10 protein-coding genes and 1 pseudogene are annotated in these 15,076 nt (G+C 69.5%); 2 read left to right on the forward strand and 9 right to left on the reverse strand.

Annotation, left to right across the window (positions count from 1 at the left end; translation table 11 throughout):
* The 3 genes and pseudogenes from MMF94_RS01065 to MMF94_RS01075 form a co-directional block, all read right to left on the reverse strand.
* A pseudogene (locus MMF94_RS01065) lies at positions 1–696 on the reverse strand (acyl carrier protein); the annotation flags it as partial.
* Positions 697–1,682: 986 nt separating this feature from the next.
* Positions 1,683–2,123, reverse strand: a complete 441-nt coding sequence (locus MMF94_RS01070) for a hypothetical protein (RefSeq protein WP_241034461.1) — start codon at positions 2,121–2,123, stop codon at positions 1,683–1,685.
* Positions 2,124–2,390: 267 nt separating this feature from the next.
* The gene (locus tag MMF94_RS01075) at positions 2,391–3,221 is read right to left on the reverse strand and encodes an enoyl-CoA hydratase/isomerase family protein (RefSeq protein ID WP_241034462.1); all 831 of its coding nucleotides are present in this window, start codon (positions 3,219–3,221) and stop codon (positions 2,391–2,393) included.
* A 114-nt stretch (positions 3,222–3,335) separates the two neighbouring features.
* Here MMF94_RS01075 and MMF94_RS01080 point away from each other — a divergent pair, with 114 nt between their 5' ends.
* Positions 3,336–3,893 carry a hypothetical protein gene (locus MMF94_RS01080; protein ID WP_241034463.1) on the forward strand — a complete coding sequence of 186 codons (558 nt, stop codon included), beginning with the start codon at positions 3,336–3,338 and terminating at the stop codon, positions 3,891–3,893.
* A 13-nt stretch (positions 3,894–3,906) separates the two neighbouring features.
* Here MMF94_RS01080 and MMF94_RS01085 read toward each other — a convergent pair whose 3' ends face one another.
* The 5 genes from MMF94_RS01085 to MMF94_RS01105 all read right to left on the reverse strand — a co-directional run bounded on the left by MMF94_RS01085 (position 3,907) and on the right by MMF94_RS01105 (position 8,409).
* Positions 3,907–4,218 carry a PadR family transcriptional regulator gene (locus MMF94_RS01085; RefSeq protein ID WP_241034464.1) on the reverse strand — a complete coding sequence of 104 codons (312 nt, stop codon included), beginning with the start codon at positions 4,216–4,218 and terminating at the stop codon, positions 3,907–3,909.
* A gap of 148 nt (positions 4,219–4,366) precedes the next feature.
* Positions 4,367–5,794 carry a DHA2 family efflux MFS transporter permease subunit gene (locus MMF94_RS01090; RefSeq protein WP_241034465.1) on the reverse strand — a complete coding sequence of 476 codons (1,428 nt, stop codon included), beginning with the start codon at positions 5,792–5,794 and terminating at the stop codon, positions 4,367–4,369.
* A 135-nt stretch (positions 5,795–5,929) separates the two neighbouring features.
* Positions 5,930–6,703 (reverse strand): GNAT family N-acetyltransferase, encoded by a 774-nt coding sequence (locus tag MMF94_RS01095; RefSeq protein WP_241034466.1) that lies wholly within the window; start codon positions 6,701–6,703, stop codon positions 5,930–5,932.
* Between the two features lie 41 nt (positions 6,704–6,744).
* A complete protein-coding gene (gene nicT / locus MMF94_RS01100; RefSeq protein WP_476748547.1) occupies positions 6,745–7,863 on the reverse strand; it encodes a Nickel transporter NicT in 1,119 nt (372 codons plus the stop codon).
* Between the two features lie 120 nt (positions 7,864–7,983).
* A complete protein-coding gene (locus MMF94_RS01105) occupies positions 7,984–8,409 on the reverse strand; it encodes a MarR family winged helix-turn-helix transcriptional regulator (protein WP_241034468.1) in 426 nt (141 codons plus the stop codon).
* A gap of 79 nt (positions 8,410–8,488) precedes the next feature.
* Between MMF94_RS01105 and MMF94_RS01110 the strand changes: the two genes are divergently transcribed.
* Positions 8,489–10,294: an ABC transporter ATP-binding protein gene (locus MMF94_RS01110; protein WP_343962137.1), complete on the forward strand. Its 1,806-nt coding sequence runs from the start codon at positions 8,489–8,491 to the stop codon at positions 10,292–10,294.
* A 1,150-nt stretch (positions 10,295–11,444) separates the two neighbouring features.
* Here the strand turns inward: MMF94_RS01110 and MMF94_RS01115 are convergent.
* Positions 11,445–14,996 (reverse strand): indolepyruvate ferredoxin oxidoreductase family protein, encoded by a 3,552-nt coding sequence (locus MMF94_RS01115; RefSeq protein WP_241034469.1) that lies wholly within the window; start codon positions 14,994–14,996, stop codon positions 11,445–11,447.
* Positions 14,997–15,076: the final 80 nt, after the last annotated feature.

A 15,076-nucleotide genomic window follows, 5' to 3' on the forward strand; every position in this document is an offset into this window, starting at 1 on the left:
CTTCCTGACTCGTGCGCAGAAGCGGGCCATGAGTAGTGAGTCGGCGCCGAGGTCGTCGAAGAAGTTGCTGTCGGCGGGCACGTGTTCGACGCCGACGATCTCGGCCATGACGTCCGCGAGGGCTTTCTCGATACCGGGGTCGCCGGGAGCCTCCACGGGTTTGGTGAGCGTTGTCGCGAGGCTTCTGAGGGTGGGGTGTGCGTAGACGTCCTGGATCGACACGGTCGGCAGGTCGGGCCGCTTCCTGACTCGTGCGCAGAAGCGGGCCATGAGTAGTGAGTCGGCGCCGAGGTCGTCGAAGAAGTTGCTGTCGGCGGAGACGTGTTCGACGCCGACGATCTCGGCCAGGATCTCCGCGAGGACGTTCTCGGTGCCGAGTTCTGCGGGAGCCGCCACCGGCTCCCCGAGTGCCGTTGCCAGGCCGCTGATCGTCGGATGCCGGTAGACGTCCTTCATCGACACCGTCGGCAGGTCCGGCCGCTTCCTGACTCGTGCGCAGAACTGGGCCATGAGTAGTGAGTCGGCGCCGAGGTCGTCGAAGAAGTTGCCATGGACGGAGACTCGCTCGGTGCCGATGATCTCGGCCAGCACCTCGGCAAGCTTCCGCTCCGTGCCCGTTGCCGGACGGACGTACTCGACTTGCGTGGTTGAGAGATCAACTACGTGAGCGCTGGGACTCTCGACAAGTTCTCCCACGAATGTGAGCTCCTTCAATCGAGGTGGTCATGGTCATGCGCGTGCGGGGCCGCGCGGCGGCGTGTGCTGAATCGCATGAGGAGAATCTGCGGAGTCGTAGCGACTACGGAGATCGGGGACGGTGACCAGCCTGGATCGAGGAGTCGCCGATCCCCGGACAGGTGGCGATACGCCACCTGGGAACCGGCCTGGCTAGGTCGTCGAGCGAAGGCATCGCTGGTCTTGCTCCTCACGTCGCGGCACGCTGGGGGGTGCCCAGATACCCGATCGCGTGCTTGGGGCGACGTTGGCACTGCACGGGGTACTGCTGGCTGGGATGAATCCAGAGTAACCGCGCGCGGCGCAAGGGTGTCAAGCGAGTGACGATGCTTTCAGAACATAAGTAGCGCGCCGGGATCGACCGAGATCATCGGGTGGTGGCGGTATGGGGAAGCCTTTGTTGGCAGGGTGGGAGATGCTCGCCCGTCAGGCGGCAGGCTGGTCGTCACAGGCCCTGTACCAGGAAGAACCTGGAGCAGTGTCGCGACCGGAGGGGCCGGCGAAGCCGACCTTGAGGCCCGTCACAGAAATACCGGCTTACTGTGGAAGCGTCGTGTTGCTGAAGAACCGATCAACGCCGACTGCTGCCTCGCCTGTTGACCCGATGTCCTTGCCGGTATGTTGACGGTTCGGTCGGTCGCAAATGTTTGCGGGGAAGCGACCGTCTATCGCATCGGCCTGAAAAGTAATGCGGACGCAATGCCCGTACGCTGAGTTTTACTCAGGCTTTGGGCAACAGGCATACGCTGTGCGCATGATTGCTGCGGCTCCGGGCACGGATGTGCGCAGCAAACGAAGCATACTGAAGGTCATCCATCCCGACCGCACTTTGCGGGCGTCGTCACGGTCACCCTCGTCACGTGAGACGTGGACCGCAGGCGCGAATGGTGATCGGTGCCGCGCCGATCTCACCGCGCCCATGCGCTCGTCCCCGCTATGGCAGGGGATCAGCGATGCGTGCACATCGTGAAGGGGCGCCGGCTCGGGGAGATCCGGATTCGCCGTGCGGTCGCCGGCCCGTTCCCCGTCCACGGCACGCGCAGCCGATTCAGGACGACGCCCGCGTCGGCGGCGGCGGCCGCGAACACCTCCGCGAACTGGTCGCGGGCGGCGACGAGGATGACAGGGCGTCCAGGATGAACGAGGGCGGCGTAGCCGGGCAGCCGTCCGTCCAGTACGGCAGTGATCACCTTGTCCAGTACCGGGGCGCGACCGTCCGCCGGGTGCCCTTCAGCTGCGCGGATTCGCCCGTCGTGCCCCCGGTCGAGAACCGCGATGTAGCGCAGCTGAGGCAGTGCCGCTGCGGCCTCTCCGGCCGCCGCTAACTGTGCATCCTCAGGAAAGCTGAGGAAGAGCACGTTCTCCCCCGTGTAGCACATACTGATCACCGATCATCATATGGACGGTGTAGCCGGCGGCAGTGTGGTCGATGCCGGGCTGCCCTCATTTCACGATCACGCGCCCGGTGCCGCCGGTACCCGGCACCTCACATTTCCACCGTGCTGCATGCAGGCGCCGGAAGGAAAGGGAAGCGTGGCCAATCACACAATTGACAGGCGTGACGCTGATTCGTATGAGCACCCGCGCAGCGCCTGGGGTGCTGTCGCAGCACGCCGGCGCGCTGCGACGCACCCGACCGGCTGCGACCTCGCTGGTCACGTGGGTGAGGCGTCAGGTCGGGCGAGCTCCGTACCGAAGTTCAGTTCGAACTCGCTGCGTTGTTGCATACCGCGGGCGAGCAGGTGGGCCACCCGTGCTCGGCCGGCGGGTGAGACAGCGAGCCGCCGGAACTCGCGGGCCGATTCGTTGATGTCCTCTGCCGACACGGGGTCGGCGCGTTGGGTGATGATTCTCTTTGCGGTGCTGAGGGCGTCGCGATCAAATCCGGCTATACGGGTGGCAATCGTGTCGACCACGTCGTAGAGATCGGCGTCCGCGACGGCGCGGTTGATCCAGCCGTACCGCTCGGCGGTGACGGCGTCGAAGTCGTCGGCGGCCAGGACGATCTCGAGGGCCCGGGAGCGGCCGACGAGGCGGGGGAGCGCTTCCAGTGCGCCCCCGCCGGGGACCAGCGCGGCCCCGACCTCGGGCTGGCCGAGGATCGCTCGCTCGCGGCTGGCGAAGCGCAGGTCGCAGGCCAGCACGAACTCGCTGCCCACGCCGCGGGCGCGGCCGCGGATCGCGGCGATGCTGACGAAGGGCGCGCGGTCCAGGCGGACCACGATGTCGGTCCAGGCCGGCAGCCCCGTGGGGCCAGGGCCGGGCATCTCCGCCGCGCGGACGACGTCGAAGTGGGAGATGAAGTAGTCCTCGTCGGCGCTGTTGAACACCACGACCTTGACGGCCTCGTCCGTCTCGAGGGTGGCCAGCAGATCCCGCAGGGCCAGTACGACCTCGGGGTCGAGGAGATTCAGCGGCGGGTTGTCGAAGGTGACGGTCCAGTACTCGGCGGACTTGCGCTCGATCTGCAGGGGTGTCTCATTCATGATCGTCCCATCGTCGAGGTTCTGAGTATAAAATGTAAATTCAGTGTTCCGAGTCTACTGCCGTGCCCGGGATGGACGAGGAGTAGCCGGGACGGGAACGGGAAGTCTCCGGCTATGAGACGCACCCTGCTGGCCGGGCTGGCTGCGGGCGCTGCCGGAACGACCGCATTGGACGCGGTCAGCTACCTCGACATGCTGCAGCGCGCCCGACCGGCGAGTACCACGCCGGAGGAGACCGCGCGTCGCGCGGAGGACGCCCTCCACCTGAGCCTGTCCGCGGAGGGCCCCGACAGCGACGCTGCGGCCAACCGTCGCACGGCTCTCGGCGCGTTGCTGGGCATCGCGGCAGGCCTCGCCACGGGCGTCGCGTACGGACTCGTGCGCCCGCACCTGGGTCGCGTGCCGCTCGCCGCGCTGGGTGCCGGTGCGGGGCTCGTCGCCAACGTCGGCACCACCGGACCGATGGTGGTGCTCGGTGTGACCGATCCGCGTACCTGGTCGGCGAGTTCGTGGCTCTCCGACTTCTTCCCGCATCTGGCCTACGGCATGGTGACGGCGGGTGCGTTCGAGCTGATGTGGCGACCGCCGGACCGTCGTCGCCTGGCCTTCACGCCGAGGTCAGGCACAAGGGCTCTGGCGCGTGCGTGCAAGAGGATTGTGCGTAAGGCGTGAGTATCGCTCCGCGTCAGGCCGCAGACCTGCGCACCACGCCCTGCACCCCGTTCACGAACGACTCCCACGCCTTGCGTTTGGTGGCCAGTGAGCGGCGCCCGGAGTCGGTGAGCTCGTAGCGGCGTCGGGCGGTGTCGGCCAGTTGGACGAGCCGGTTGCGCGCGAGGTGGTGCAGGGCGGCGTACACCACCTGGGAGGAGGGGGTGAACCTCCCGCCGGACCGTTCGCGTAGTTCGCGCATGACGGCGGTGGCATCGCCCGGCTCGTCACGGATCACGGCGAGCAACAGCAGATCCAGGTGGGCCCGCACATGCGACTCAAGCATCTCAACCTCCCCGTCGGGGTACGAGGTCCGGAACTTCCCGGCCCGGGGCGAATGTGAACATGCCGAGCGCTGCGCGTACGCGATTGTGGGCGTGCCGTATCGGGCGGCGACCGCCGGCGGGACGGATGGGCCTCCCGCCTCCCCGGGATCACGCTTCACGGACACGGGGCCGATGTGCTGGTTCCTCGACGAGGGGCACGGCCGGGCCGCCGGCCGTCACGTGTGCTGCGTTCCGGCCGACGCCGAGGCCCGCGATGGCCGCGGCTACGGCGAAGACTGCGCCGACGGCCCACCCGACGAGGTAGCCGTGCACGTTGCCGGCCACCGGGCCCAGGAGCGTCACCAGGACGGCGATCCCGAGCGCCGACCCCACCTGACGGCCGGAGTTGAGGAACGCGGAGCCGGTGGCCGATCGTCCCTCGGGAAGCGCGGTGACACCGGCCGCGATGAGCGTGCCGAGTGCGAGCCCGACGCCGACGCCGCTGGCGAGCATGCTCGGCAGCAGGTCGTGCAGGTATGACGGCTCCGGACCGGCGACGAGGACGCGCCACAGCTGCGCCGCTGCGAGGAACAGACTGCCCAGCGCCGCTAGGGGGGCGGGCCCGAGCCGGTGGACGAGCCGTGTGGTCAGGGCCGTGGCAATCGGCACCATCGCGGGGCCGGGAGCCATCGCGAGCCCGGTCTGTAGCGGGCTGTAGTGCCAGACGTCCTGGCACCACAGCGAGTTCGACAGCAGCATGATCCCGAACGAGACGCTGAACAGGACCATCGCCACGTTGGCCGTCGCGAAGCGCCGTACCCGCAGCAGAGGCAGCTCCAGCAGCGGCGCCGGATGGCGACGGCACCGCAGCACGAACATGACGGTCCCGGCAATCGCCACGACCAGCACCCCGACGGTGCGCGGATCCGTCCAGCCCCAGGTGGGGGCCTGCACCAGCGCGCCGGTCAGCGCCCCCACGCCGACCACGAGCAGCACGCTTCCGAGCAGGTCGGGCACGGGCTCGTCGGTGCGGCCGCGGTCGTGCGCCAGCGCTCGGCGCCCGAGCACCCATGCCAACACCCCGACGGGAAGGTTCACCACGAACACCCACCGCCAGCTCAGGTCGACCAGCAGCCCGCCCAGGAGCGGGCCGGCCACTGCGGCGAGCCCTCCGGCCGCTGACCAGCCTCGGGTTGCCGACATCCGGCGTCCGGCGTCGACCGCACCGAGCAGCAGCGCGAGGGAGGTCGGCAGCAGCGCGGCGGCTCCGGCCGCCTGTACGGCACGTGCCGCCACGAGCACCGGGACACTCGGGGCCACGGCACAGACCAGCGACGCGATCGTGAAGACCGCGATGCCGCCGAGGAACACCCGCCGGTGTCCGAAGCGGTCGCCGAGCCGTCCGGCGGGGATCAGCAGTGCCGCGAGTGTGACCGCGTAGGCGTTGAGCACCCAGGACAGGTCCGCGAGCGACCCTCCGAGCGAACGCTGCATACCGACGAGCGCCAGGTTGACGATCCAGAGGTCCAGGTTCGCCATGAAGGTCGCCGCGATCGCCACCACGACGACGCTGATGAGCCGGGCGCGCCTACCCATGAGGTGATCCGGCTCGCTGATGACGTGCATATCGAAAGCCAGGCATGGTCAGAACGATAGCAACTGGGTTGCTTTATGCAACGTAGCTCAAGGCAGATGTGCGCCGCCACACTCCCGTCGAAACGGAAGCTCGGCTCAGGTTGCGGTGCGGAAGTGAAAACCGCACATCTCTCGGAAGCCGGCCCGCTCGTACAGCCGTCGTGCTGGAAGGTTGTCGCGCTCCACCTGGAGATACATGCTCTCGGCATCGTGCGCACCGGCCCAGCCGGCCAGCGCGGCGAGCACATTGCGGGCCGCGCCTCTGCCCCGTGCTCGCGGAAGCGTGGCCATGCCGAACACTCCCGCCCAGCCCGTGTCGGCGACTGCACGTCCCACGGCGACGACGTCATCTCCGCCCATCGCGCAGGCGTAGGCCCCTGGCGGTTCCACGCGGGCGAGCATGTCCCATTCGGCCCGGGAGTCGCCGTGGCCGGACGCGGCGCACCAGGCTTCGAACCACGCGCGTGTCGGGCGGTCGTCCAGCCGAACCCGCAGCGAACCCGTCGGCACCTGTTCCAGGACGCGAGCGGTCGGCGCCACCTGCAACGACACCGGGCTCCGGCGGCGGTAGCCACGCTCTGCCAGTACGGCATCGAGCCCGTCCGGACATGCCGGCGGGCTGATCTGGAACCGCGCGGTCGCGCCGTGACGGGCGTAGAACTTCTCCGCGTCGACGACCCTGTGCACCAGCCCGCCTGGCTCGGCATCACCGTGTGGCAGCACCGTGCCCGCCCACCAGGAGCAGTTGGGCGCATGGCGCAGCCACCACCCGCCGGCATCCTCGACGTGCTCCGCCGGAAGAGCGCGGGCTGCTCGCTCCTGCAGGCCCCGCACCGTTTCCGGGCTGTTCGCGGCAGGTGGCGCCGACACGGACTCCCCTCCACCCGTGTGGCCCCATCGCACCGGTGGAGCTAGGTGGCCTCGTCGCTGGCGTGCGCCGCGGCACTCTCCCAGCGCTCCTCGATCTTCCCGTACCGCCAGATGGCCACTGCCATCGCCCAGACGACGACGAAGCCGCCGACGATGACGAATCCGGCGGTGTTGAGATCGAAGTCGTTGGTGAAGTCCCAGATTCCGCCGGTCAGGTCGAACTCCTGGCCCAGCAGTCCCAGCAGTTCGATGCTGCCGATGAAGAATGCGAGCGCCACGGACAGAGCCGTGATCACGATGTTGTAGAAGACCTTGCGGACCGGCCGGGCGAACGCCCAACCGTAGGCGACCTGCATGAAAGCGCCGTCGACCGAGTCGAGGAGGGTCATCCCGGCGGTGAAGAGGATCGGCAGGCAGAGAACGGCGTACCAGGGAAGCCCGACGGTCGCCGCGCCCGCGGTGGCGGAGAGCAGCGCCACCTCCGTGGCGGTGTCGAATCCGAGCCCGAAGACGATCCCGACGGGATACATCTTCCATTCCTTGTTGATCGTGCGCATCCAGCGGCCGAAGAACCGGTACATGAGTCCTCGGTTCTCGAGCTGAGCCTCGAGTTCCTCCTCGCTGTAGGTGCCCCGGCGCATGGCGAAGAAGAGCTTGAGGATGCCGACGAGGATCACGATGTTGAGGACGGCGATCAGGTAGAGGAAGCCGCCGCCCAGGATCGTGCCGATGAGCCCGCCGAAGGAGTGCAGGCCACCGTGCTCGTCGGTGACGGCCTTGAACACCGTCTTCGCCGCGATGGTGAGCCCCACGCCGATGACGCAGACGATGGTGGAGTGGCCGAGGGCGAACCAGAATCCGACCGATACGGGGCGCCTGCCCTCGTTCATCAGCTTTCGTGTCGTGTTGTCGATCGCTGATATGTGGTCGGCATCGAAAGCGTGGCGCATTCCGAGGGTGTAGGCCGTGACGGCCGCGCCGATACCGAGAAGCGGGAGATGCTGGGGCGCCACCAGGAGGGCGAACATGCCCCAGCCGACGACGTGCAGGGCCACGATGACGATTCCCATCGCGGAAAGGCTGCGTCGCTGCGCGTCGGTTGTGCGTGAGAGGAGCTGTCCGATGCCCGTTGTCCGGCTCGACAGATCGGCCACGTGGATACCTCCGGTAGCTTCGACTGATCGATCGAAACTACCGCCACATTTGATGATCTGTACAGATGAACGTACAACGCCACTGGCGCAATACGTGCAAAAGGAATAAAAATCCGGACCGGCCGGTCAGTTCCTGAGGCTCCGCAGGATTCGTGTCAGGGAGGCACGGTCGGCGTCGTCGAGGCGCGCGAAGAACTCCTCGGCCTCGGCGGCCCGCGCGGCACGGACACCTGCCGACACCTGGGCGCCTCGGTCGGTGAGCGCGACGAGGGTGGCGCGGCGGTCGCAGGGGTCGGGGCGGCGCTCGACCAGGCCGTCCTTCTCCAGTGCGTCCACCACCTCCGTCGCGGAGCGCGCGGCGATGCGCAGGTGCTCGGAGAGGGTGCCGAGCCGCACCGGCCCGTGCCTGGTGAGGACACCGAGCGCTCGGGCCTCCGACGGTGAGACGTCCCACGGAGCCAGTGCGCGCTGGGCCTGGTGTCGCAACTGGCGCGCCACCCCGCGGAAGGCCTCGGCGAGCGTCTCCTCGGGTTCGTCGGGCTCCTCGGGCATCGGAATACCCTAGCAACCTGTATGGTTGTTCCCTCATGTTGAGGTAACCTCAGCAACATCGACGGAGGGAACACCCGACTTGGGGACCGACATCTCGACGGACAAGCTGCTCCGATCCGGCAAACGCACGAACACTGCATCGGAGAAGGCGCAGGCACAGGACGTGTCCCTGCGCCGGATCGCGCGACTCTTCGTCCCGCACCGCTGGGCCATCGCCACGGTCACCGCGATCATCGTGGTCTCGTCCGTGGTCGCGATGGCAACGCCCTTCCTGCTGCGTGCCGTCATCGACGACGCCCTGCCACAGCGGAACCTGAAGCTCCTCGTCTGGCTCGTCATCGGCATGGTCGCCGTCGCCGCGGTGACCGCGGCACTCGGCGTGGTGCAGACGTGGATCTCCACCGGTGTCGGCCAGAAGGTCATGCACCGGCTGCGCACGGACGTCTTCTCCCACCTACAACGCCAGTCGCTGGCGTTCTTCACCCGCACCCGCACGGGCGAGGTCCAGTCGCGGATCACCAACGACATCGGCGGCATGCAGACCGTCGTCACCTCGACGGCCACCTCGCTCGCCTCGAACCTCACAACCGTCGTGGCCACCCTGGCCGCCATGCTCGCCCTGAGCTGGGAGCTCACGCTCGTCTCGCTGCTGGTGCTGCCGCCGTCGATCTGGCTGACCAGGCGGGTGGCGAGGATGCGCCGCGTGCTCACCGCGGCGCAGCAACGTGAGCTGGCCGACCTGAACGTCATCATCGAGGAGGGGCTGTCGATCAGCGCGGTGCAGCTCACGAAGACGATGGGCACCGGGCCCGCGCTCGTGGAGCGGTTCACCACCTCGTCCGAACGACTGGTCGATCTCGAACTGCGCGCCCAGCTGGCCGGTCGCTGGCGGATGGCCGCCACCACCGTCGTCTTCGCCGCGATCCCCGCGATCATCTACCTCAGCGCCGGTCTGCCGTTCACTGCCGGAGCGATGACGATCGGGACGCTCGTCGCCTTCACCGCGCTGCAGGCCGGGCTCTTCCGGCCGATCCTCGGCCTGCTGAACGTGGGCGTGTCGTTGATCAGCTCGCTGGCGCTGTTCGCCCGGATCTTCGAATACCTCGACCTGCTGGTGGAGGTCGACGACCCCGACTCGCCGGTCGACATCGAACCGGCCCGGGTCGAGGGTCACGTCCGCGCCGAGGACGTCACCTTCACCTACCCCGGCAGCGAGGTCGCCGCCGTCGCAGGAATCTCGCTGGACGTCCCGGCAGGCTCCAGCCTCGCCCTCGTGGGGGAGACCGGATCGGGCAAGAGCACGTTCGCCGCCCTGGTCGCCCGGCTCTACGACCCCGACGCCGGCCGCATCACGATCGACGGCGTCGACCTGCGGGACATGCGCCTCTCCGACCTCGCCCGGATCGTCGGCGTGGTCAGCCAGGAGACCTATCTGCTGCACACCACCGTCCGGGAGAACCTGCGCTACGCGCGCCCGGACGCCACGGACGCCGAGATCGAGGCCGCGGCTCGCGCAGCGCAGATCCACGACCTGATCTCGGGCCTGCCCGAGGGGTACGACACGGTCGTGGGGTCGCGCGGCCACCGTTTCTCCGGCGGGGAGAAGCAGCGCATCGCGATCGCGCGCACCCTGCTGCGTGACCCGCGGGTACTGGTGCTCGACGAGGCGACCAGTGCCCTCGACACCGAGACCGAACGCGCCGTGCAGCGCGCCCTCGACGAGCTCAGCCGCGGCCGCACGACCATCACCATCGCCCACCGGCTCTCCACGGTGCGGGACGCGGACCAGATCGTGGTGATCGACCACGGCCGGATGATCGAGTCGGGCACCCACGACAGCCTCGTCGCCCGCCGCGGCCGCTACGCCAGCCTCGCGGCTGCCTGACCAGCGCTGATCAGCTCGCCCCAGGCGGCCACCACAGGTCGGCGCCCGGCCGGCTACGGTCGCACGCCGCTTGCGAGGCCGACCACCGCTTGCCTCGGGCACCAGCCCGCCCACGTCCGGCGGGTGGGAAACGGCCATTCACCTCGGCCGCCTTCGGCCTCACCGGCTCCGACGATGATCACCGTTGGGGGCCGCGCAGCCGCGATTTGCTGATCACGCTCCGTCCGCCTTAGGGAAGATCACCGTTTGGGGCCGCACAGCGGTGTCCAGCACGGTTGCCGCTCCCGAACTGCCGATCATGCGCCGGTTCGCCACCGGCGGAGGTCGTCAGTGGGGGGCCGCACCGGCGTGTGCCGCCCGGATGGGCGCGGGCAGCCGCCCGGCTGAGGGGGTTGGCCGCCCGCCGGTCCGGTGATGATCGTCGTTCGGGGCCGCGTAGCCGTGTATTGCGCCGTTCTCGACCCCGATCTGCTGATCATGGTCGGGTGCCGGTCCGGCCGCCTGGCTTGGCGAGGCCCGCCTGCCCGGTGATCATCGGTTGGGGCCGCGTAGCCGCGTCCAGGGCGGTTGTTGGTCCCGAACTGCTGATCATGGGCGGGGGGTTGTGGTGCGGCGCGGCGACGGCTCGCGGCCGGTGCCGTTCGGGGCCGCGCTGGTGTCCCGCCGGGTTGGTCGGTGTCGGCCTGCAGGTTATCGACGCGTGCGGCTGTCCCTCCTGCTTGGCGGGGGCCCGTCTGCCCTGAGGCATGATCGTCGTTTGGGGCCGTGTAGCCGTGTATTGCGCCGTTTTCGACCCCGATCTGCTGATCATGGTCGGGTGCCGGGCCGGTCCCCTGGCATGGCGAGCCCGGCCGCCCCATGATCATCGGTTGGGGCCGCACAGCCGCGTCCGGCGCGGTTGCTGGTCCCAAACTGCTGATCATGGTGGGCCGCCCCGCCCATCGCTCGAGGATGATCATCGGTTGGGGCCGTACAGCCGCGTCCAGCACGGCTGCCGGTCCCAACATGACGATCATGCTCGCGGGTCGTCTCCCGGCGAGCACCGGCCGGTGGTCGGCAATCCGGTTGTCCGCACCGACCTGCTGATCATGGATCAGCGCGGCCGGCCCTCCTGCTGAGGCGAGGGCCGGTCCGCCCAGAGCGGTGATCGTCAGTGGAGGCCGCGCAGCCGTATGCCGCCCGGTTGCCCGTCCTGAACTGCTGACTCGCCCTGCAACTGCTCCTGCAGCGACCCGAGCCGCTCCCGGTAGCGGGCGACGTTGCGCAGCTTGACGTCCTCGTAGCCGCGCACGTCGTCGGGCAGGTTCGCGATCTCCACGGCCAGGGGGAGGGTGCCGGGTCCGACCACGTCGAGCAGGCGCTCGATCACGTGGCGGTACTCGACGATCAGCTCCCGCTCGACCCGGCGCACTGCGGCCCGGCCGAAGACATCCAGCGGCGTGCCCCGCACCCGGCGCAGCGCCACCAGCAACCGGAACACCGGCGTGAACCAGGGGCCGAGGCTGATCTTCTTGCGCATCCCCATGGCGCGCAGTACCGGTGGGTGCAGCCGGTAGGACTTCTTGGCTCCGGCACCGAAGCGCGCGGCGACCGCGGCGTCGACCGCGGGGTCGAGCGAGAGGCGGGCGACCTCGTACTCGTCCTTGTAGGCCATCAGCTTGTACAACTGGCGTGCGACGGCCTCGGTGAGGGCGGTGGATCCGGGCACCCTCCGGGCCTCGACATCGAGGGTTCGGGCGATGAACGCGGTGTAGGCCGCGGCGTAGTCCGCGTTCTGGTAGTCGACGAGGTCAGGCACCCGGATCTCCAGCAGCCGGGCGAGCTCCGAGCCCTCGGGCGCGGCCACGGAGGAGATCAGCTCGCGGGCGCGGGCGGACGGCGGCGCCGGCGCGGGCGACTCCCCACGCAGCCCGGCGACCGTCGCCTCGAACGCAGCCGGATCGGCCACGAACTGCCGTCCCCGCCGGAAGGCCTGCACGTTCTGCCGCGTGCGCACCCCGTTGACGCCGATCGCCTCCTCGACGGCCTCTGCCGGCAACGGCAGCGCGCCCGCCTGAAGGGCCGCCCCGACGAGCAGCATGGTGGCGAACTGATCGTCACCGAAAAGCGTCTCGGCCAGCCCGCGGGCGTCGAGGAACACCGCCTCCTCGCCGCGGGTGGACCGCCGGATCCGCTCGTTGACGTCCGCGATGTCCGGGAAGGCCACCGCCGTGTCGGTGACCATCGGGCCCGTGGGCACCTGTGCCGTCGACACGACGGCGACGGTGCGCGACGGGCTGGTCGCGACAAGGTTCTTCGGGTCGGCCGCGACGAGCAGGTCGGCCGCCAGGTAGAGGTCGACCTCGCCCCTGGCGGCCTTGCTCGCCCCGTCCACCGCCTCATCGCCGATCTTGATGTCGCCGACGACCGCGCCGCCCTTCTGCGCCATCCCGGTCTGGTCGAGGGAGCTGACCTGCCGCCCGGCGATGGTGGCCGCGACCCCCAGGATCTGCGACGTCGTCACCACTCCGGACCCGCCGACGCCGAGGATCCGCGTGGTGTGCCGATCGGCAGGTACGACCAGGAGCGGCGTGGGCAACGCACCGGCGTCGAGGTCCGGCGCCGTGGTGCTCGTGCGCCCGTCGGGCGGGGGCACGATCGTGAGGAACGACGGGCAGTCGCCGTCGAGGCACGAGTAGTCCTTATTGCAGGACGACTGGTCGATGCGGGTCTTGCGGCCGAACTCCGTGCGCACCGGCTGCACCGACAGGCAGTTCGAGGCCACCCCGCAGTCGCCGCACCCCTCGCAGACCCGTTCGTTGATCATCACGCGCTGCACAGGGTCGGGGGCGAGCCCACGCTTGCGCTTGCGGCGCAGCTCGGTGGCACATTCCTGGTCGTGCACGAGCACGGTGACGCCCTCGACCTTGGCGAGGGTCTCCTGGGCTTCCAGCAGCCGGTCGCGGTGCCAGACATCGACGCCCGCCGGCAACCCCGTGCGCCGGTAGTCCTCGGGCCGCTCGGTCGTGATGATCATCTTCCGCACGCCCTCGGCGGCGAGGGCGCGCGTGATCTCGGGAACGCTCATCACCCCCACGGCCTGCTGGCCGCCGGTCATCGCGACCGCGGAGTTGTAGAGCAGCTTGTAGGTGATGTTGACGCCGGCGGCGATCGCGGCGCGGACGGCCAGGCTGCCCGAGTGGTGGAACGTTCCGTCGCCGATGTTCTGCAGCAGGTGGGTGCGGGTCAGGAAGGGCGCCATGCCGATCCACTGGGCGCCCTCGCCGCCCATCTGCGTCAGGCCTGCGACGTCGCCGACCTGCTCCGGTGGCATCAGCAGCACCATCGCGTGGCAGCCGATGCCGGCGCCGACCATGGAGCCTTCCGGCACCTTCGTGGAGCTGTTGTGCGGGCACCCCGAGCAGAAGTACGGCGTGCGCGGGACCAGCGGGAGCTCGATCACGTTCCGCGCCGGCTGCTGCGCCGCGCGCCATGCGGTGACCGTGGGGAAGTCGCCGTGCTCGTCGAACCGCTCGGCCAGCGCGGAGGCGACGATGTCGGCGTCGAGCTCACCCTCGCTGGGCAGCAGGGGAACGCCGACGCTCGCGTACTTGCCGGTCACGGCGGGCGCGTCCGCGCGTCCGTAGAGGAGGTCCTTGATCGCGGTCTCGAGGAACGAGCGCTTCTCCTCGACCACGACGATCTCGCGCAGGCCGCGCGCGAACTCGGTGACGACGGTCGGCTCCAGCGGGTGGACCATCCCCAGCTGCAGCAGCCGCACGCCCCGCCGTTCGAGCTCGGCGTCGTCCAGGCCCAGGATGTGCAGCGCCTGGCGCAGGTCGAGGAACGTCTTGCCCGGCGCGACGATCCCGATGCGGTCGGACTGGCCTGACCGCACGATCCGGTTGAGGCCGTTCAGGGCCGCGTAGCGGCGCGCGACCTCCAGCCGGATGCCGTTGCGGCTGCGTTCCAGCGGCGTGAGCGCGGGTTGTATCAGCCGCGTGGTCACCTCGTGGACGAACGGGCGTCCGTCCACCTCGAGCTGGGGGAGTACCGGCACGACTCGGTCCGGGTGCACCTGCACGGTCGCGGCTCCGTCGGCGATGTTGGTGGCGATCTTGAAGCCGACCCACAGCCCCGATGCCCGCGACATCGCGACCGCGTGCAGGCCGAGGTCGAGTACCTGCTGCGGGTCCGCCGGATACAGCGTGGGCATGCCGAGGTCGGCGAGCAGCTGCTCCGAGGCGCCGGGGACGGTGGAGGACTTCGCGCTCGGGTCGTCGCCCACGAACGCGACGGCCCCGCCGAGGTGATGGGTGCCTGCCAGGTTCGCGTGACGCAGTGCGTCGGTGGCCCGGTCCAGGCCGGGCGACTTGCCGTACCAGAAGCCGGTGACACCGTCGACGCGCCGGTCGGGCGACCCCGCAGCGAGCTGCGTGCCTTGCACGGCGGTGGCCGCCAGCTCCTCGTTCACCGCCGGCCGGAACACGACGTCGTGCGTGTCGAGCAGCTCGCGATGCCGGTTCAGCTCCAAGTCGTAGCCGCCGAGCGGGGATCCCTCGTAACCGGAGATGAAGACCGCGGTACGGCGACCGGCGCGCTGGTCCGCGCGGCGCACGTCCAGCGGTAGGCGCGCCAGGGCGTGGATGCCGGTGAGGTGGATCAGGCCGTCGTCCAGCTCGTAGCGATCGTCCAGCAGCGAGCGCGTGGTGGGTGCTGCCACAGCTGCGTCTCCTTGAGTTATTCGGGCTTGTCACGATGGTGACGGGACAACGGGCCCAGGGACATGGGGCAGATCCAGAA

It is taken from the genome of Pseudonocardia alaniniphila (assembly GCF_022524485.1).
Lineage (GTDB): Bacteria > Actinomycetota > Actinomycetes > Mycobacteriales > Pseudonocardiaceae > Pseudonocardia > Pseudonocardia alaniniphila.